This is a genomic window from Corynebacterium glaucum (assembly GCF_030408855.1).
GTDB classification, from domain to species: domain Bacteria; phylum Actinomycetota; class Actinomycetes; order Mycobacteriales; family Mycobacteriaceae; genus Corynebacterium; species Corynebacterium glaucum.
Map to the genome: position 1 here is coordinate 1,944,401 of NZ_CP047358.1, position 18,504 is coordinate 1,962,904.

Sequence of the window (18,504 nt, forward strand, 5' to 3'; positions counted from 1 at the left end):
GACGCCTGTCAATACTTAGAGGTGAGAGAGATTGTCTAATCGTCCGAATTGCTGCTCACTCGGAGCAGGTTTGCTCACCGTTGAGGAAGCGGAGCGTTACGCCGACATTTTCAAAGTGCTCGCAGACCCCGCCCGCCTGCAACTGCTTTCACGTTTGGCTGCCGAGGAGTGCGAACCGATGAGCGTGACTGAACTCGCTCAGGGCTCCGGGTTGAGCCAGCCCACGGTTTCACACCACCTGAAGCGGCTCACGGAAGCTGGGTTGCTGGAAAGAGTCCGCACGGGCAGAACCGTCACGCATCAGGTCTGCTCCGCCCCGTTTGCAGATCTTCGCACCGTGCTCCAGATGGACTAGGCGGCGCTACAACCGCGACGCGTAGTTGGAAAGGTAATCCGCGTGCACCACCGGGCGGCGCTGTTGCGCGTCCAATTCATCGGTGTGCTTGCCCAGCATACTCGCCAGTTCACGGGCGTGGTACGCGACCTCGCCGCGGCCAATCACTTCGGAATCGGGGCCGAGGATCTCCACGATATCGCCGGCGTGGAAGTCGCCCTCGATGCCGGTGATGCCTACGGCGAGCAGGCTCGTTCCGCCGCGGGTCACTGCCTTCACCGCCCCGGCGTCCAGGCGCAGCACCCCTTCCGCGTCCGCGGCGTAGAGCGCCCAGAACTTCCACGCGTTGAGCCTGCGGTCCGGGCGTGTGTGGAACACGGTGCCAACCTGTGCATCCCCCATCGCTTCCTCGATCCGCTCGGTGGCGGTGAGCAGCACCGGCACACCGCCGCGGGTGGCTAGGCGCGCGGCTGAAACCTTTGCCGCCATGCCGCCGGTGCCAAACAAGCCACCATCGCCTGCTTGGACCCCATCGAGGTCGCTGCCGGATCGCACTTCGTCGATAAGCTTGGCCCCCTCGTGCGAGGGATTGCGGTCGTAGAGGCCATCGACGTCACTGAGCAGGACGAGTGCGTCGGCGCTGATCAGGGTGGCAACGATCGCGCTGAGGCGGTCGTTGTCGCCGAAGCGCATCTCGGAGGTGGCGACGGTGTCGTTCTCGTTGACAATCGGCACGGCGCCGATCTGGCGCAGCCGGTCGATGGTGCGCTGCGCGTTCCGGGCGCGCTCGCGCGCACCCGCATCAGCCTGCGTGAGCAACACCTGGCCGATCGTGCGGCCGTATCGCGCAAATGACTGGCCCCACGACTGCGCGAGGTGGATCTGGCCGACGGCTGCGGCGGCCTGCTTCGTCGCCAAGTCCTGCGGGCGGGTACGCAGCCCCAGCGGGCCCATGCCGGCCGCGATCGCGCCGGAGGACACCACGATCACGTCGGTGCCGCGGGCGATGCGCGCCTCGATCGCGTCGACGATGCGGTCGATTTTGGCCTGGGAGACGGCACCGGCGGCGTCGACAAGCGAGCTTGTTCCAAGCTTGACCACGATGCGCCGCGCGCCGGCAATTTGGGCGCGGAGATCAGCTGAGTCCATTTATCCCTGCCAGCGCTCGGTGTCGGCGGCCTCGTCGGTGCCGTAGTCGTACTCGTCGATCAGACCGCGGCGAGCCTGGGAGGCACGCTTGCGCTCGGCAGCAGAGGCGCGATCGGTACCACCCAGGCGGGCATCCTGCCCGCGGCCGGCCAAGGTCGGGTCGCCGCCGCGAGACGGCTCCCAGTCAAAGGAGACCTCACCGATAGTCACTACATCGCCCTCACGCGCGCCGATCTTGCGCAGCGCGTCTTCCACACCGGCCTTTTCCAGGCGGTCGGAGAGGTAGCCCACCGCCTCGTCGTTTTCAAAGTCGGTCTGACGGATCCAGCGCTCCGCCTTTTCGCCGGTGACAATCCAGCCCTCCGGATACACCGGGTCACGCTCAACCACAATGCCGGAATCCTTGGAACGGCTTTGCAGACGGATCACCTGCGGTTCCCCGCTCACCTTCACACGCGGCTGCGCGGCGCGGGCCTGCTTCACAACCTCCCACATGGCCCACTTCAGTTCGTCGAGACCCTCACGCGTCGCCGTCGAGATCTCAAACACCGGCCAGCCGAACTTCGCCTCAATGTCCGCGCGCAGGAACTCTGCAAGCTCGCGCCCGTCCGGCACGTCAATCTTGTTCAACACCACCAGGCGTGGGCGTTCGCGCAGATCGCCCAGGCCAGTATCCATGTCCAGCTGATCGGCGTAGCTGTCCAGCTCAGCCTCCAGCGCCTCAATGTCCGAGATCGGGTCGCGCCCCGGCTCCATCGTTGCAGTATCCACAATGTGCGCCAGCACCGCCGTGCGCTCAATGTGGCGCAGGAAGTCCAGCCCCAGACCCTTGCCCTCGCTCGCACCAGGAATCAGCCCCGGCACGTCGGCAATCGTGAACGTATCGTGCCCGACATCGACCACCCCAAGGTTCGGGGCCAGAGTAGTAAAGGGGTAGTCAGCAATCTTCGGCTTCGCGGCAGACAGCACCGAGATTAACGACGACTTCCCCGCCGACGGAAACCCCACCAACCCAACGTCAGCCATGGATTTCATCTCGAGGATGAGGTCGTGGGCTTCACCCGGTTCGCCTTTGAGCGCGAACCCGGGTGCTTTGCGCTTCGCCGTCGCCAGTGCCGCGTTGCCCAAGCCGCCGTAGCCGCCTTCCGCGGCGATGAATCGCGTGCCTGGCTCTGTAAGGTCGGCGAGAATCTCGCCTTCTGCGCTGCGCACAACGGTGCCCACCGGAACCTCTAAGATCAGGTCTTCGCCGCGGGCACCGTTGCGGTGGTCGCCTTCACCGTTGCCACCGCGTTTCGCCTTCACGTGTGGGCGGAACTGGAAGTCGAGCAGCGTATGCACCTGGGGCGAGACCTCAAGGATGATGTCGCCGCCGTGGCCGCCGTTGCCACCGTCTGGGCCGCCGAGCGGCTTGAACTTCTCGCGGTGCACGGAGGCACAACCGTGCCCGCCGTCGCCGGCCTGCAAATGCAGCACCGCACGGTCAACGAATTGCGTCATTGCGTCCGCCCTTCTCCCTAGTTACCTGGTGCATGTTAGTCGGTTGGTCAGCAGGTCCATATCTCTCGGGACTAATAAGGTCATATCGATTGCACAATTATTCCGATTGCGGAATAATTACGTAATGTTCATTGCATTTCCATACCGTTGGGGCTGAGAGTGGGTTTCACAGTCGAGGATTACGCGAACCAGTTGAACATTTCTCCTAGGCGAGTGCGGGCCCAGATACAGGACGGCCAGATACGGGCACGGAAGATCGGTAACACATGGCAAATTCTCGATCCCCCTCCCGTGGTACAAAAGGTGCGGTTGCCCGGACCCAAACTTTCGACACGCTCGTTTGATCAGCTCGCTGAGTACCTCGACCTTCGGGGGAAAGTACTGAACCCTCAGGAGAGATTTCGGAGCTCACAGAGGGCGAGCCATATTGTCAACGGCGGGTTGCCGGTGGCGTTGGCCTATGCAGATCGCAACGGAGTGAACGTTAGCTATTACTCCGCCGAGAACGAAGACTTGGAGCATTTGCGACGCGACTCACGCATTCTTTTAACGGGCGTATCGCACCCAAGCTCTGCCATAGCTACACAAACGGTGGACGGATATGTAGCCCAAGAACAATTCCAGGCTCTCACGGATATGTATTTCTTGGAGGAGGTCCCTCGCGGAGAAAACAACGTTACTCTCCGCAAAGCCAACTCTGTCCCGGTGCGGCTCGGAAGACTTCACATTCTTACAGACCTCGCCGGGGACACCAGCTCGAGGTCCGTCGACGCCGCCGAACGAATTTTGGATGAGATCCGGGAGGATTTGCCTTATGCCTGAGGAACCAATCCGGCTCTTCACTACAGATCCGAGCGAGCGCGCCTCGTGGGAAGGCCTCAGGGACTTAGCGGAAGTGCTACCCCTCGGCTGGTCCCTGGCAGGAGGCACCCTCGTCAGGCTGCACACGACAGAACGGAACGCCGCTTCCACTCGATCTACTACCGACATCGATCTAATTCTGGACATTCGCGCCCACCCGAGAACCAAGCACAACGTGGGTCACGCGCTGAGTGGATGCGGTTTTCGTATTGCCCAGCCACCAAATCCAGCTGGGCACGATCATCGTTGGGAACGTCCTGTTGCGGGGGAACGAGATATCAAGGCTCAGATTGACGTTCTAGCACCCTCGGGTCTCCGTCCCAGTACGTACGAAAAGAAATTTCCCGGAATCGGGCGTTTGCTTGCAACCAGAGGTGCGCAGTTCGGTATCGACCGTTCGGAGCTAGTGACCGTTACAGTTGACGACGAGTTGACACTCACCGTCAACCGACCAGATGCGATAGGCGCGCTCTACGAAAAGTGCTCTGCACTCCTGAACCACAGCGACACGAAGAAGCGCCGCCACTACGAAGACATCAACCAACTATGCGCCGTTCTTGATTTTGAAGATCGTCAAGCTTTGGGAGACCTCCGACAGAAAGAACTCAAGCGGCTCAGCTGGGGGATTGAGCAAACGATCATCGCGCTCGGGACGCAGACCGACGAGCGAACCCAACGTGTTGAGCGACTCATTAGAAGACGTAACTGATCCAGCAACAGCAAACGGCGCGCCGAGATCGTGGGAGATCTGCGACGCGCCGTCGTCAAGCGAAAAGCTCTTATGCCGTAGCGGTGGCCTCTTCGGTGGTGCCTTCCTCGACAACACCTGCTGCCTCGGCAGCCTCGAGAACCTCGGAAGCCACACCCTCGCCGTCAGCCGGGACGATGTTGACCACGCGGCGCTTCTTCTTGATGCCGAACTGGACAGCGCCAGCGGTCAGCGCGAACAGCGTGTCGTCGCCGCCGCGACCGACGTTGTCGCCCGGGTGGAACTTGGTGCCGCGCTGGCGAACCAGGATCTCGCCGGCCTTGACCTGCTGGCCACCAAAGCGCTTCACGCCGAGGCGCTTCGACTCGGAGTCACGGCCGTTCGCGGAGCTGGATGCACCCTTCTTGTGTGCCATTGTTTCTGTCTCCCTTTACTTGATACCGGTGATCTTGACAGTGGTCAGCGGCTGGCGGTGGCCCTGGCGAACCTTGTAGCCAGTCTTATTCTTGTACTTGAGGATGTCGATCTTCTTGCCCTTGCCGTGCTCGACGATCTCAGCCTCAACCTTCACCTTGGACAGGTCAGACGTGCCGGAGGTGACATCTGCGCCGTTGACGAGAAGGATCGGGGTGAGCTCAACTTTGCCGCCAGCTTCGCCCTCAAGCTTCTCGATCTTGACCAGATCGCCTTCGGCAACCTTGTACTGCTTGCCGCCGGTCTTGACGATCGCGTACATAGAGGGTTACCCCTTTACTCAACTCGCACGCTCCCGGCATGCAACGGTGAGCGTTTGGAACAGTGTTCTCATTCAGCGTTTCGGGCGGTTTCGACCCGCCGTGCCCGCATGCTTGGGCAACAAGGCGGTGACGCCCCAAAACAGCGACTGTCATAGGCTACACTGCCCCCACAACAAAGACCAAACCGCTCTGCGCGGGAACATGCGCACCCAGCCACCCATTACACTGACGGAAGACGAGTGCTGTTCCACCCGCTCACCGACACGTGAAAGGAGGTCTTGAACGATGAACGAGTTCACCGAAGCATACAATCTTCCGCCGTTTAGCGATCTGTTCGGCGACTCCGGTTTATCTGACGACGCGTTGTCGCAGATGCTGACAGTCGCCGTCGACCCCGCAACCCCCGACCCGGGAACCGATCTCATCCCAGACCCCGACACGTTTGTCGCTGATACTGAGGACTCACTCGACATCGACCTCGGGGATCTGGATGATGGATCGCACGATCCGGACACGGATCCGGTTCCGGAGCTCGACGAGAGCGGCTCGCTTATCGACGGCTCCTTGGACCCCTTTTCCCAACCTCCCACCGAAAGTCCTGATCCGCTCGAAGAGCTGGGCAGCGATCCCGGCGACGACTTGGGCCAGGATCTCGGCGGGTTTGACGGCAGCCTCGGCGATGACCCGTTGGCGGACTTCTAGGAGCCACAGTGGATCGTACCGAGGAATTACAGCTAGTCGCCCGCGCGCAGTCCGGGGACCAACAGGCGTATGCAGCCCTCATCCGCGAGGCAAACCGGCGGATGTGGGCTGTTGCCCTGTCCATTACCGGCAACCACCACGATGCCGAAGACGCGATGCAAAACGCGATGATTTCGGCGTGGAAGAACATTGAGAAGTTCCGCCCCGAGGCGAAGTTCTCCACCTGGATGTACCGGATCACCTCCAACGCCGCGCTGGAGATTCTGCGCAAGCGCCGCGATGTGCCTGACGATGAGGCCGGCGCCGAAGAAGCCGACTCTGCGATGCCGCTGCAGCAACGCATCACCGACATCATGGTGGTGCGCCAAGCATTGGAGACGCTTGAGCCGGATTTCAAAGAAGTGCTCGTCCTGCGCGAGTACGCGTCGCTGTCCTACGAGGAGATCGCCGCGCACCAGGGCGTACCGGTGGCGACGGTGAAGAGCCGCCTGAACCGCGCGCGCAACAAGCTCAAGGACGCGATCGGCGCCGACGGGGTGTAGCGGGTTTTCCGCCTCGCGGAATTTCCGCTTAGCGGAACCCGGGCTGCTGCGCCCACTCGGTAGCCACGGCCTGACTAGCGCCGCTAGCAGGCATTCATCACTGTAGGCCGGGCGTTGCGCAACGCATCAGCGAGGGCTAAATAGTCGTGATCGATCTAATCGATCACCCGACCGGAGCAACCATCAAGCATCATAGAAACCCAAGCTTTTCGAGGCCACTGCGCACCTTAGTCTTCTCGTCGTTTTCATCGGTACCATTTTTACCAACAAAAACGACCATTAGTTGCTGATCTGGGTAGTACACGGCAGCATTCGGCAATCCCCCAAACTGGTAATTCAAAAAATAGATCTCTGGGCTTCCATTTGCCCATTGTTCAGGAGCCGGTTCATTAAACGCCGCCAAGTCGTCCCGGGCCTGCTTTGCTGGATCGCCTACAATCAAACGTGGCGCAAGCAATTCGTTTTCAGGCCACAAGGCTTGCTCTGCGTTACACGAGTGGTACGGAGTCTGTTTGTCCTTTAGCCAATCCTTGCCAAAGTCACTTCCGACTGGTTTGGGGTCAACCTTGCAAACTCGAATGGCTTCGCGGAACTGGGCGGGCAAGTAGCCAACGTCGCCAAAAAGAACGTCCATTGGCTCGTACGAGTTGCCGGATTTCGGGGTACTCGGCGTTGCTGCATCGCTTGCGCTGGTGGATGCGGGGGCTGCAGACGTCGCTTGATCCGTAGTTGGTGTTGAGTTGTCCGCCTCGGTGGTGGGTGCGGCCATGGTTTGTGTGGGGTCGTTTTCTCCATCACCATCGTTGCCGCTGAGTGCCCACCAGCCGATACCGGCGAGCAACGCAACAGCGGCTACCCCAACGCCGGCAAACAGCGGAACATTTGACTTCTTCGTCGTAGTTGTCTGCGCACTCGACGGCACTGACCCAGCCGGGGAGTGTGCATACTGCGAACCACCAGACTGCGTCGACGAATCACTGCCATACGCCGCCGGCTGTCCATACTGCGGTGCTTGACCCTGCGAGTAACTCTGCGACTGCCCCTGCGTCTCGAACGGCTGAGTCTGACCGACATTGGACTGGTCCGGCTGGGCTGGCTGCCCAGTACGCGAGGAGCCAAACTGACCTGCTCCTGGAGCAACTGCAGAAAAACCACCTTGCGCGGTCCCAGCACCGGCACCAGTACCCGGGCCATCGCCAAACGGGTTCACACCCGAACCCGAAGCTGCTGCACGCTGCGATCCCTGCCCCGGCTGCACCGGCTCGGTAAAGCCCTGCATCGTCGCCACGAGCGCACCACGGCACACCACAGTCTTCGGGTCGTCAAGACGCATCACACGACCGACCTTGCCCAACTCATCTTGCACATACGGAATACGCGACGAGCCGCCGGTGAGGTAGATCGGGGTGTCCGAACTCTCCACACCCGCCTCGCGCAGCACCGCCTGCGTCATCTCTGCGGCACGCTCAATCGGCTGCGAAATAATGCGGGTGAACTCATCGCGCGTAATCAGAACGTCACGCTCACCGGCGGGCGACGAAATCGTCACCGTCGCCGACGTGGTGTCAGAAAGCATCTCCTTTGCTTCGCGGATGTTCTCCTGCAACGCGTTCATCACGGACGCAGGGGCCTTGCGCAGCGAATCAGCCAAATCTGGATCATCGTGGTCAATTTGGTCAATCACCCAGCGGAAAACAAGGTTGTCAATGGTGCGCCCGCCAAGCGAGTTATCGCCCTTGGCCGCCACCACACGGTAGTCACCATTCTCGGCAGCTCGCAGCACCGCGATATCTAGCGTGCCACCACCGAAGTCGAACACCGCCACATGCTCACCAGCAGCAACCCGCTGCTGCGCCGCATAGTGAATGGCCGCAGCACGCGGCTCCGAAATCGTCCGCAGATTCTGCGCCGTTACCCCGGCCTCTTGAGCGGCATCCACAAGGTTGCCCAACGCTGTATGCGACCAACGCTCCGGGTGCGTCAACGTCACCGACGCTGGTTCATCACCACCATGCTGCGACTTCGCACGGTCAATGATCTCTCGGATGACCGCCGAGAACACCAGCTGGGTCGACACATCGTCGCCCTCCAGCTGGATCGTGTCATGGTCGATAAACCGCTTTGGCGACAGAACCAGGCGCGAGGGGTCGCGCCGGCCTGCCAGTAACGCCGAGTCGCCACTCACCACAGTGGAACCATCCGATTCCACGAAAATGGCCGACGGCATCAGGTTTGAGCGGTGGCTCAGGGCCAGCGCCTCCACCGATCCACCAAACGGGCTCGTGTGTGCCGCGGCCGAATTCGACGTTCCGAAATCAATCGCCAAATGCCACGATCCAGCCATAACTACTCCCATGTCGCTTAGATCCAGGTAACAGTTTGGTAAGTCTAGTCAGACTTACTGGTTTCCGACTAGCTATGTGTTCAATTGCTTCCAAGCCGCCTGGTACGCAACGATGAGGTGCTCACGAGCATCGTCCTCTGCAGCTGACAGCGGTGTCATCGCAAGTTCACGCAGCTCAGCAAGCTCTTGGCGCAGTGTTACGGTCACTCGTTCGGCGGGTGCGTCAGCCGGCATGCCCACCTTTTGCGCCGGCGTCGCTCCCTGAATCACCGCGCGCAATTGCGGGATCAGGCGCGAGTCGGGAGAGTCCGCCACGGTGTTCTTGAAGCTGCGGTACAGCATGACATCGTTCATCTGCGGCTGAGATTGAAGCACCGATTGCACCCACAGCACGTGGTCCCGAATCTCGGGCTGGTTCGCGAGACTCTCCAATGCATCTACAATCCGGACGGCGCGCTGCAAGGTGGCGTAGTACGGCATGGACTGCGTAATGATCTCGGTAAGTCGATCAATGCCGGAGGTTTGGCGCATCCACTGCAGGAGACCGCCAGGTCCATGCTCGGCAGCAACCGAGCGCCCGTAGACCAGCCCGTACTCCCCCATCACGTCAAGCAGCTCATCGCGTTGCGCGGCGTTGAATCCCTCTACGACACGGCTGGGATCCGGGAACTCGATGAAGTCGATCAGCTGCTCGCGATCCAAAGAAGCTAGGGCAGCAAGGTCGCGAGCCAGCGCGCCGTTGACCCGCCCGGTCAGCGCGGACTCAGCAAGCAAACCGGACAGCGGCACCACCACGCCAACGCTCGCCCCGAGCTGTTCACCGATCCGGTCCGCATAGCGGTTGGCCATTTCTAACGGGTCCTCGTGGCCAAACGCGCCTGGCCCGAAGGAGTCGGCGCGCGAGAGCACTCCCACCGTGGTCAGCGGCGTCATGCCAAGCTCAGCGATAAACGCACGCTCGTCATCACGCGGCGCTGAATCCGAAAGAAACAGCACCGCATCCGCCCAGGAGCTAGCCCTTTGCGTGTCCTTGGATCCGTCGATAAGCATGCGGCGAGTGCGAGCTTCATTTTCGACGGTCAGTGTTGCCGTGCCCGGTGTATCGATGATCCCTAAGTCGCGCAGGCGGGCGATGGGGACGAACTGTCGTACGTAGTCGACCTCGTCGACGGGGCGTCCGAGGTCGGTGAGGACGTTTCCGCCGAGCGGGACGGTGTTGACCTTGCCGTCGAGTCCGATGATGTCGGCGCGGGCAGGGGCGCCTTCGTCATAGATCGTGACCGTCATCGTGCATTCCAGCGAGCCTGTAGCGGCGATGCGGGTTTCTGTCATCGCATTGACCAGTGTGGACTTGCCGGCTTTCAGGCGGCCGATGACGGCGACGCGTGGTGGGCTACTCACCAGTTCCCGCAGCTCATTCGCTGCGTGCTGCGTGTTCGGCCCGCCCTGCGCAAGAGCCTCGATGCTCTGCCGCAGCAAGACGTTGAGCGATTCCGTAGATTGCCGGTGGGCTTGGTTTGGTGCTGCGGTCATGGCTAGCTCAACTCCCCTTGCGGCGCGTGCATTGTGGCCAGGTGGTGATTCAGCTCCTCAATCGTCGCCTCGACGATCTTGGCGTTCTTGGTCAAGCGGGTAATGGTTTCTTTGCGCTCCGCTTCGCTCGCGCGCGCGGCTTCATGGGCTTCCTTGATGTGCTCCTGCACTTCTTTCTGGCGCTGACGCAAGTAGGCCCGGTAGCGCAGCACCATTTCCGTGCGGGCAGCGGCGAGCATGGTGTCGAGCATGCGGTTGATGGTCACGCGAGTGGTCTGGGTGATTTCGCGCAGCCACGAAATTAGGTGTTGCTTGCCGTTGCGCAATGCCTTGAATCCCACGTTCACACCAATCCACACGGCTCCGGCGAGCGGCGCAAGGGGAATCATGAACGACAGCACGCCGGCACCGAGCATGCCCATGGTGGCCAGCGACGGATCGAGCAAGTCCTTGGTTTTTTTGTCTACTTCGCGGCCCTTGACCTCTTCGGGAGTGATCGAATCAACAGCAGCGCCGATAACGGTGTTGACGATGTCGGGTTGGTCCGGAAACAGCGGGGTGGCCAGTTTGCGAAGCTCTTCGAGCTGGGTATTCAAGGTCGTGTTGATCAACTCAGTGAGCTCAGCCTCGATCTGACTGGTGAATACCTGCGGTTTGGAACGCAGCACGCGAACACCGTCGCTGTTAATGCGCTGGATCCAGGAGTTTCGCACCTGCTCTATCTCGGTATCGAGATCGTCCATAATGCGATTTCGCATGAACTGAATGTCGCGGCCGAGGAGCTGCTCCCATTCGGACGCGTGCTCCTTGAGTCGCTCCAGCTCTTCTCGTTCTTCCTCGAGCTTACCCACGCCATCAGCTGGCGACGTGTGGATCGCGATGTCGCGCCCAATCTGGGTGTGAATGCCCTTAAGCGTGTGCGTGATGGATTCGATGCCGCCACGCAGCCCCAGCGTGGCCGGGTCAGAAAGCAGGCTGCGAAGGTGTTGGCGCAGCGCAACGATGCCGCTTCGGCTCGCGATCTCCGCAGCTTTCTCCGGGTTCACCCTCTCCATCTCCTGCGCGTCCATGGCGCGCAGGCTGGACACACCAATCACCGGGATCTCCGCCCCAAGGTGTTGACGGAGGAGTCGCTTGTTGTCTTCAACGATGGATTGCCAGCGGCGGATATTCTTGTCCGTTTTGGTCACGGCTACGATGGCGGCGCCGACCTCTTTGCGAGCTTCAGCGAGAATGTCCATCTCCGGTTTGGTGATTGGCGTCGACGCATCACAAACCATGAGCAGCACACCCGCGTGGTGTGCCTCGTTGAACGCGGCGTGCACGGCATGTTCATCCAACCCGCCGACACCTGGCGTGTCCACCACCAGCGTTCCGGCAAGCTCCGAATACGCCAGCTCAACGGCAGCCGCGGTGGCCAGCTCATCGTCGTCGCTGCCGGCGCGGGCGCCGGCGATGCCGTCGATAGTGACGTATTTGTCTAGATCTGAAGCAGCGATCGCTTGGCGTTTACTACCCCGCAGCACCGCTACTTGAGGTTCAGCAGGTCCCTCTTCAACCGGGTTCACGGTGACGCGGATGGGTGCACTGGTGGAGGTCATCACATCAACCGGCAACAGGTCCCGCTGACCGACAAGCGCGTTGACCAGAGAAGACTTGCCGCGCTTGATCTCGCCAACCACGACGACGGTGCCGGCCTTGAACTTCGCGTTCAGCAGCGCTTCCGCGACGTCAGCAGCGTCCGTATGTCCATAGCGCCGCGCGATCGCGGCCGCCCGATCAAAAAACTCCCGCGGACCTCGCACGGGTTGCTGCGTCTGAGATTCCATTGGTGCATCTTTCTTCTACTACGCCTACCAACGTGCCACGGTATATTAATCGCGTTTCGTGGCGCCTGCTCCCCGAGTCTAATAGTTTCCGAACTCTCTAGTATGCCTCTCACCTGCACGGATAAGAGATTTGGCATGAGGGCTGAGATTTTCTTGAGCGCTCCGGGAACCTTCGCTTTATGCTGCCCATTACATGTGTGACAGGACAGAGACAGTGTCAAGTCAGCAAGTACCGAAACCAGATCCGGGAACGGATCCAGCCCAGAAAGGCAGCACAATGTCCGGCGAGAACCTCAACCAGAACACCACCCCGAACACCACCCCGAACGCACAGGAGAAGGGCAACAACATCCCCGACGAGCTCCGCCTTGTTGACGCTGAGGGCAACGAAGCCACCGGCAAGGTGCTGGGTGCCCAGGACGTTACCGGCGACGGCAAGATGGACACCTTCATGGTGGACATGGACGGCGACGGCGTCGCAGAGACCCGCGTCTTCGACCGCGGCGCCGACGGTGTCGCAGACCGCGTCGAGGTCGACACCGACGGTGACGGCGTCGCAGACTACGCCACCGAAGACACCACCCGCGACGGCATCCACAACGTGGCCCACATCGACACCACCGGTGACGGCCGGATGGACACCTCGGTGAAGGACTACGACGGCGACGGCACGGTCGACGTGATCGAGTACGACACCGACGGCGACGGCGTCGCAGATGTCAAGGCTTACGACCACAACGACGACGGCAAGATCGACAACGTTGCCTTCGACACCGACGGCGACGGCAAGATGGACTACAACGCCTACGACCGCGACGGAGACGGCAGCGTCGACTCGGTGAGCGGCACCCCGACCGGCCCGAACGCAGCTCAGCGCGACCTGCTTGACAACCTCGACGGCAACCTGGCCGGTGGCTCCGGAGCAGCGGCAGGTGCTGGTGCGGGCGCAGCCTCGGCAGCACAGCCGGAGGCAGCACCGCAGGAGCAGGCAGCACCAGAGCAGCCGGCGCAGCAGCAGCCCGCTCAGCCGCAGCCGGAGGCAGCACAGCCGGAGGCACCGCAGGAGCAGCCAGCACAGCCACAGCCTGAAGCGGCGCAGGAGCGCCCGGCCCAGCCGGAGACCGCACCGGAATCCGCGCCGGAGGCTGACAAGGTTGACCTGGGCGACATGGAGGGCGACGCACCGGTTGGCGCCGCTCCACAGGGCGACCCGAGCGGCAACCACGGCGTCAACTCCGCAAGCACCCCTGACGGCGGCGTGATGGTTGATCTCGACGGCGACGGCTTCGCAGACGCAGCCTTCTTCGACCGCAACGCTGACGGTCGCGCGGACGAGATGCACATCGACACCACCGGTGACGGCAACCTCGACACCATCAACCTCGACACCAACTACGACGGCCGCACGGACGAGCAGCACGTCGACACCGACGGCGACCACCTCACCGACTCCGCCCTCATCGACACCGACGGTGACGGCTATGGCGACATCGGACTGACCGACACCGACGGTGACGGCTACTACGACCAGCAGGAGAACATCAACACCACCAACGTCGCTCCGGAGATGCCGGAAGAGGGCGACATCGACTTCGGCGGCACCGAGCTGGCATAACCCTCCCCCACACACACGAAAAACCGGGCGCATGGCCCGGTTTTTTCATGCGCTGTTTACGAGGACTTGCGGCTCGCTCGACGACGCCCACGCCCAGCGCGGCTTTGGGTCGCCGAATCCTTCGAGGCAGCTTTGACTCGCCCCTCGCGGGCTTCCTGCTTCTTCGGCTGGGAAGCAGTCGAGGTCGAGCGCCGCGACGCACGTCGCCTGCCTCGCCCACTGCGGGTTGTTGCGGGCTTTTGCTTATCGACGCCCTCTTCAACCGCCTCGGATTCCTCCACCTCAACCTCTGCCGGCTGCACAAAGTCCTCCGGCTTTGGGCGGTAATCGGACTTCGAGTTACCGCGGGTGCGGCGTTTGCGGCGCGGCGACGATTCGAACTCTTCGACCGCTTCCTCGTATGTCTGCGAAGCAGACTCCGCAGCCTTCACCGGCTCGGTTGAATCCACCTGCGCTGCGGCCACTGCTGCCTCAACAGCGTAAGCCGCATCACTGGACACCTCAGCTTCTGCAGCATCGGTCGCTTCGACGTTTGTCGAGTCGGCCTCACGCTGCTTACCGCGTCCGCGAGAGCCACCGCGTCGACCCCGGCGGCGAGACCGCTTTGTCTCGCGCTCTTCGCCGTCGCCGCCGGCGCCATTCCCTGCGTCATCGCCCTGATCCGCGATCACGGAGCCAGCAATCTCATCCAACTCCTCCTCGGAGTGGGTGCGCATGGCCTTCGCCGCCGGGTGCTCACCAACCGGACGGCGACGGTCCCTGTCTTTGCCCCGGCGCGGGTGGTCATCGTGCGCGTCGTGGTCTACCGGATCCTCGGCGAGAACAATCCCTCGGCCACCACAGGTTTCGCACGGTTCGGAGAACGTTTCCAACAAACCAGTACCAAGGCGCTTGCGCGTCATCTGCACCAGACCAAGCGATGTCACCTCGGACACCTGGTGGCGGGTGCGGTCGCGCCCGAGCGCCTCCTTCAATCGACGCAGCACGAGATCCTGGTTCTCGGGAAGGATCATGTCGATGAAGTCGATGATGATGATCCCGCCGATATCACGCAGCCGGATCTGGCGGACGATTTCCTCTGCGGCTTCGAGATTGTTCGATGTCACCGTCTCTTCCAATGAGCCGCCAGATCCAGTGAACTTACCGGTGTTGACGTCGATGACGGTCATTGCCTCGGTCCGGTCGATGATCAAGCTGCCGCCGGACGGCAGCCACACCGAGCGCGACAGCGCCTTCTGGATCTGTTCATCGACGCGGTACACCTCGAAGGCGTCTTTGCCGCCGTGGTCGTTGCGGTCGAACTGCTCCAACCGGTCCGCCAGATCCGGTGCGACCGACTCGACATAGGCCTTGACCGTGTTCCACGGCTTCTTACCGTCAACAATCAGCGCCGCAAAGTCTTCGTTGAACAAGTCGCGCACGACCTTGATCAGCAGGTTCGGCTCTTCATAAAGCGTCACCGGCTTGGCGCCCTTGGAGTTCTTCTCTCGCTCTGCGTGTTCCTGGATGGCCTCCCACTGCGTGTGCAGTCGGTTGACGTCGGCAGCGATCGCGTCCTCGGGAACGCCCTCGGCCGCGGTGCGGATGATCGCACCACCCTTGCCGGGTACGACGTTGTTCAGAACCTCCTTGAGGCGTTTGCGTTCCGGGGCCGGAAGTTTCCGGGAAATTCCCGCGCTGCGGCCGCCCGGAACGTAGACCAGGAAGCGCCCGGCCAGCGAAATCTGGGTGGTTAAACGCGCGCCCTTATGACCGACCGGGTCCTTGGTCACCTGAACGACGACCTGATCACCCGACTTCAGCGCATGCTCGATGCGGCGCGAACGACCGCCGAGGCCAGCAGCCTTCCAATCCACTTCGCCGGCGTACAGCACGCCGTTGCGGCCCTGGCCAATGTCGATGAAGGCTGCTTCCATGCTGGGTAGCACGTTCTGCACGCGTCCCAAGTAGATGTTGCCGATCATCGACGCCTGCTGGTCAGAGGTGACGAAGTGCTCGACCAGCAGCCCGTCTTCAAGCACTCCAACTTGCGTGATGCGGCCCGGTCCGTCGTGGCGATCTCGCTCGCGCACCACCATGGTTCGCGTTACCGATTCGCGCCGTGCCAAGAATTCCGCTTGTGACACAATGCGCGAGCGTTTCCGCTGTTCTTCGCGCTTCTCGGTACGGCGACGGCGCTGCGCCTCGAGGCGGGAAGACCCCTTAATGGCCTTCGGCTCCTCGAGTTCTTCAACGTCTACGACGTTCTGCGCACCGACAAAGTCATCGGTGTCTTCGACGCCCAGGATATTCGCGCTCTCATCCGACGTGTCGACCTTGGTCTCCGAGGATTTGCGTGATCCGCGACGGCGCTTGCGGCTCCGAGTCTCTGCCGGTGCCGACGCCTCGGCTTCAACGGTGTTCGCAGTGCCTGCAACCTCGGCGGAGTCAGCAGTGTCAGGAGTGTCAGTAGCGTCAGCAGCGCCGTCACTGGCGTTCGCAGCGTCCGCTGCCTCGGCATCACTCGGGCGGCTTGCGCGGCGGCGCTTCGAACGGGTCGGTGCCTTGAAGATTGGGGCGTACGCCGGGTTCTCTTCCACCGGGGCGGGAGTGACTTCGGGCTCGATGTCCGTGAGAAGGTCGAAGGCGTCGTCCACGTCTTCGGGATCGGTCAGCGCATCATCCTCTGCGTCGGTGACATCATCCTCATCGCGGTCTTCTTCGCGGTCAGTGAGCTCCGCCTCGACCTTGCGCTCGATCTGGGTGATTTCGTTGGCAACGTCTTTGCGGATGCGTTCGCGAATTTTCTCTTCAGCAGGTGCCGCCTCCGGCTCGGGGCTATCCCCCTTCGCCGCCAAGGCGTCGAGAAGCTGCTCCATCTCTGCTCGAGTCAGCGAGGATTGGGCGACCTTCACCACCCCTAGGTCCGAGAGCGCGAGGATGAGATCCTTTGAGGTGAGGTCGAGTGCTTTTGCGAATTGGAAGACCCGCATTTTGTCGCTGAGCTGGGAGCGATCGAAGTCTGCGTACGGGTTCGGGGCGGTGCTCTCTTTAGCCGCGTTCTCGTTCGGGGCCGCGGCCTTGGTGGACTTCTTTACCGATTTCTTGCTGGCCTTCTTAGCGGTCTTCTTCGCCGTTTTCTTCGCGGCTTTTCGGCTTGCTTTTCGTGGAGCCTTGGTCGCGTCCGACTGCTGCTGTTCCGTCGAATCTTCAGTATGTGCCACAGTTTTCTCCTCTGTCGCCGGCATCCGCGGGGTGTGTACACCGGGCGCTGGCGAGAGGTTCGCCGCCGCCGCACGATGCAGACAAGCCCGCGCTGGCTGTGTAGTTATGCAAAGTCTGTTTTCCTATTGTTACACAGCCTTGATGGACGGGTGTGTATGAAGCCGTCCTGGGACACAAGAAATGCCCCGCATAACGCGGGGCATAAACGTGCGAACGCTACTTGTTCGGGAACCAGATCGCGATCTCGCGCTCTGCGGACTCCGGCGAGTCGGAGCCGTGGACTACGTTCTCACCGACGGTCAGTGCGAAGTCGCCGCGGATGGTGCCCGGGGTGGCCTTTGACACCGGGTCGGTGCCGCCAGCGAGCTGACGCCAGGCCTCAATGGCACGCTCGCCCTCGACGATGCCTGCCACCAGCGGAGCGGAGGTGATAAAGTCCACCAGCTCACCGAAGAACGGCTTGTCCTTGTGCTCTTCGTAGTGCTTCTCAGCGGTCTCGCGGTCAGCGGTGCGCAAGTCCATCTCGACCAGCTTGAGGCCCTTGCGCTCAATGCGCGTGATGATTTCGCCTACGTGGCCGTTCGCGACACCGTCCGGCTTGATCAGAATGAGAGTACGTTCAGTCATGGTTTTCGAGTTTAGCGAACCGGCCTAGACCTCGCGCACGATGCGTGCCGCCTCCTCGGCGGGTGGGTTACGGAACCACATCTGGACTTGCTGGATGGCAAGTTGGTGGTTGCCTTCCTCTTTCATGCGTTTGATGGTGGCTCGCTGGGCGTCGTCAAGCACTATGGGCTTTTCCTCCTGCTTGGAGTAGATGTCGAAGAAACCCCAAACCAAGCATGCCCCAGCGAGCAGAATTACTGGAATGTTGATGGATTGGGGCCACCCGAGCCACTGACCGGCGATCGCCGCGATGGAGAACACGGTGGCGAAGATGAAAGCTACATAGCGCATGGTGTTGTTTATACCGCTTAACGAGCGGGATCAGCGGACGAGCCGATGTGCTGCGTGACCAGGTAGCCGCCGCGCATGCGCTGAATCATTTCGGAGCGCAGCTTCACAATGTAGTACCAGACGATCGCGAACATGACGCCGACTGCTGTCACCGACCAGTGGATGAAAAAGCCGAGGAGCAGCGGAATCTGCAGCGCGAGGTTGATCCACATAGCACCTGGGATGCGCTGGAGAAACGCCATGATGACGTGCGCGGCTCCGATGACGGTGATGTAGACCCAGTTGAAGGTGGTCCACATAGCGCCATCATCCACCTTGAGGATGACAAGCAAGATGAGGAAGATCGTGATGGCTTCCAAAATCAGCGTGCCGGAGAGCACGCTGCCGAGACTCTTCAGCGGATCCTTGACCGGGTCGCTACCGGGGCCGAGGGGGCCGATGTTCGGTTGTGCTTGTTCACGCGCCATAGGCTCATCCTAAGTCAGCGC

Annotated in this window: 16 protein-coding genes; 5 read left to right on the plus strand and 11 right to left on the minus strand. The window is 61.6% G+C overall.

Going from position 1 to position 18,504, the window contains the following annotated elements; all coding sequences use genetic code 11:
* The first annotated feature begins 31 nt into the window (after nucleotides 1-31).
* Nucleotides 32-355 (plus strand): ArsR/SmtB family transcription factor, encoded by a 324-nt coding sequence (locus CGLAUT_RS09435; RefSeq protein WP_290184822.1) that lies wholly within the window; start codon nucleotides 32-34, stop codon nucleotides 353-355.
* 6 nt (nucleotides 356-361) lie between these two features.
* Here the strand turns inward: CGLAUT_RS09435 and proB are convergent, their stop codons facing one another.
* The gene (gene proB, locus CGLAUT_RS09440) at nucleotides 362-1,483 is read right to left on the minus strand and encodes a glutamate 5-kinase (protein WP_290184824.1); all 1,122 of its coding nucleotides are present in this window, start codon (nucleotides 1,481-1,483) and stop codon (nucleotides 362-364) included.
* On the minus strand, nucleotides 1,484-2,983 hold the full coding sequence (gene obgE, locus CGLAUT_RS09445; RefSeq protein ID WP_290184825.1) for a GTPase ObgE: 1,500 nt from the start codon (nucleotides 2,981-2,983) through the stop codon (nucleotides 1,484-1,486).
* 814 nt (nucleotides 2,984-3,797) lie between these two features.
* Between obgE and CGLAUT_RS09450 the strand changes: the two genes are divergently transcribed.
* On the plus strand, nucleotides 3,798-4,553 hold the full coding sequence (locus tag CGLAUT_RS09450; protein WP_095660513.1) for a hypothetical protein: 756 nt from the start codon (nucleotides 3,798-3,800) through the stop codon (nucleotides 4,551-4,553).
* 70 nt (nucleotides 4,554-4,623) lie between these two features.
* On the opposite strand, the gene rpmA is transcribed toward CGLAUT_RS09450, so the two are convergent.
* Together rpmA and rplU are read right to left on the minus strand one after the other, a co-directional pair.
* Nucleotides 4,624-4,968: a 50S ribosomal protein L27 gene (rpmA, locus tag CGLAUT_RS09455; RefSeq protein ID WP_095660514.1), complete on the minus strand. Its 345-nt coding sequence runs from the start codon at nucleotides 4,966-4,968 to the stop codon at nucleotides 4,624-4,626.
* 15 nt (nucleotides 4,969-4,983) lie between these two features.
* Nucleotides 4,984-5,289 (minus strand): 50S ribosomal protein L21, encoded by a 306-nt coding sequence (gene rplU, locus CGLAUT_RS09460; protein ID WP_290184829.1) that lies wholly within the window; start codon nucleotides 5,287-5,289, stop codon nucleotides 4,984-4,986.
* A gap of 286 nt (nucleotides 5,290-5,575) precedes the next feature.
* Here rplU and CGLAUT_RS09465 point away from each other — a divergent pair, with 286 nt between their 5' ends.
* Together CGLAUT_RS09465 and CGLAUT_RS09470 are read left to right on the plus strand one after the other, a co-directional pair.
* Entirely contained in the window at nucleotides 5,576-5,992 is a 417-nt protein-coding gene (locus CGLAUT_RS09465) for a hypothetical protein (protein ID WP_290184831.1), read from the plus strand.
* Between the two features lie 8 nt (nucleotides 5,993-6,000).
* A complete protein-coding gene (locus CGLAUT_RS09470; protein ID WP_290184833.1) occupies nucleotides 6,001-6,534 on the plus strand; it encodes an RNA polymerase sigma factor in 534 nt (177 codons plus the stop codon).
* A 190-nt stretch (nucleotides 6,535-6,724) separates the two neighbouring features.
* Here the strand turns inward: CGLAUT_RS09470 and CGLAUT_RS09475 are convergent, their stop codons facing one another.
* From CGLAUT_RS09475 to CGLAUT_RS09485, 3 genes are all read right to left on the minus strand, one after another.
* Entirely contained in the window at nucleotides 6,725-8,878 is a 2,154-nt protein-coding gene (locus tag CGLAUT_RS09475) for an Hsp70 family protein (protein WP_290184834.1), read from the minus strand.
* A 72-nt stretch (nucleotides 8,879-8,950) separates the two neighbouring features.
* Nucleotides 8,951-10,411 (minus strand): GTPase, encoded by a 1,461-nt coding sequence (locus tag CGLAUT_RS09480; RefSeq protein WP_095660519.1) that lies wholly within the window; start codon nucleotides 10,409-10,411, stop codon nucleotides 8,951-8,953.
* Nucleotides 10,412-10,413: 2 nt separating this feature from the next.
* Entirely contained in the window at nucleotides 10,414-12,240 is a 1,827-nt protein-coding gene (locus CGLAUT_RS09485; RefSeq protein WP_290184837.1) for a dynamin family protein, read from the minus strand.
* 277 nt (nucleotides 12,241-12,517) lie between these two features.
* On the opposite strand from CGLAUT_RS09485, the gene CGLAUT_RS09490 reads away from it, so the two are divergent.
* Nucleotides 12,518-13,855 (plus strand): hypothetical protein, encoded by a 1,338-nt coding sequence (locus CGLAUT_RS09490; RefSeq protein ID WP_290184839.1) that lies wholly within the window; start codon nucleotides 12,518-12,520, stop codon nucleotides 13,853-13,855.
* A 56-nt stretch (nucleotides 13,856-13,911) separates the two neighbouring features.
* On the opposite strand, the gene CGLAUT_RS09495 is transcribed toward CGLAUT_RS09490, so the two are convergent.
* The 4 genes from CGLAUT_RS09495 to CGLAUT_RS09510 all read right to left on the minus strand — a co-directional run bounded on the left by CGLAUT_RS09495 (nucleotide 13,912) and on the right by CGLAUT_RS09510 (nucleotide 18,483).
* On the minus strand, nucleotides 13,912-17,058 hold the full coding sequence (locus CGLAUT_RS09495) for a translation initiation factor IF-2 N-terminal domain-containing protein (protein ID WP_343898726.1): 3,147 nt from the start codon (nucleotides 17,056-17,058) through the stop codon (nucleotides 13,912-13,914).
* A 217-nt stretch (nucleotides 17,059-17,275) separates the two neighbouring features.
* Nucleotides 17,276-17,686: a nucleoside-diphosphate kinase gene (ndk, locus tag CGLAUT_RS09500; protein WP_095660523.1), complete on the minus strand. Its 411-nt coding sequence runs from the start codon at nucleotides 17,684-17,686 to the stop codon at nucleotides 17,276-17,278.
* A gap of 24 nt (nucleotides 17,687-17,710) precedes the next feature.
* Nucleotides 17,711-18,016 (minus strand): hypothetical protein, encoded by a 306-nt coding sequence (locus CGLAUT_RS09505; RefSeq protein ID WP_095660524.1) that lies wholly within the window; start codon nucleotides 18,014-18,016, stop codon nucleotides 17,711-17,713.
* Nucleotides 18,017-18,033: 17 nt separating this feature from the next.
* Nucleotides 18,034-18,483: a DUF4233 domain-containing protein gene (locus CGLAUT_RS09510; RefSeq protein WP_290184842.1), complete on the minus strand. Its 450-nt coding sequence runs from the start codon at nucleotides 18,481-18,483 to the stop codon at nucleotides 18,034-18,036.
* Between the last annotated feature and the right edge of the window lie 21 nt (nucleotides 18,484-18,504).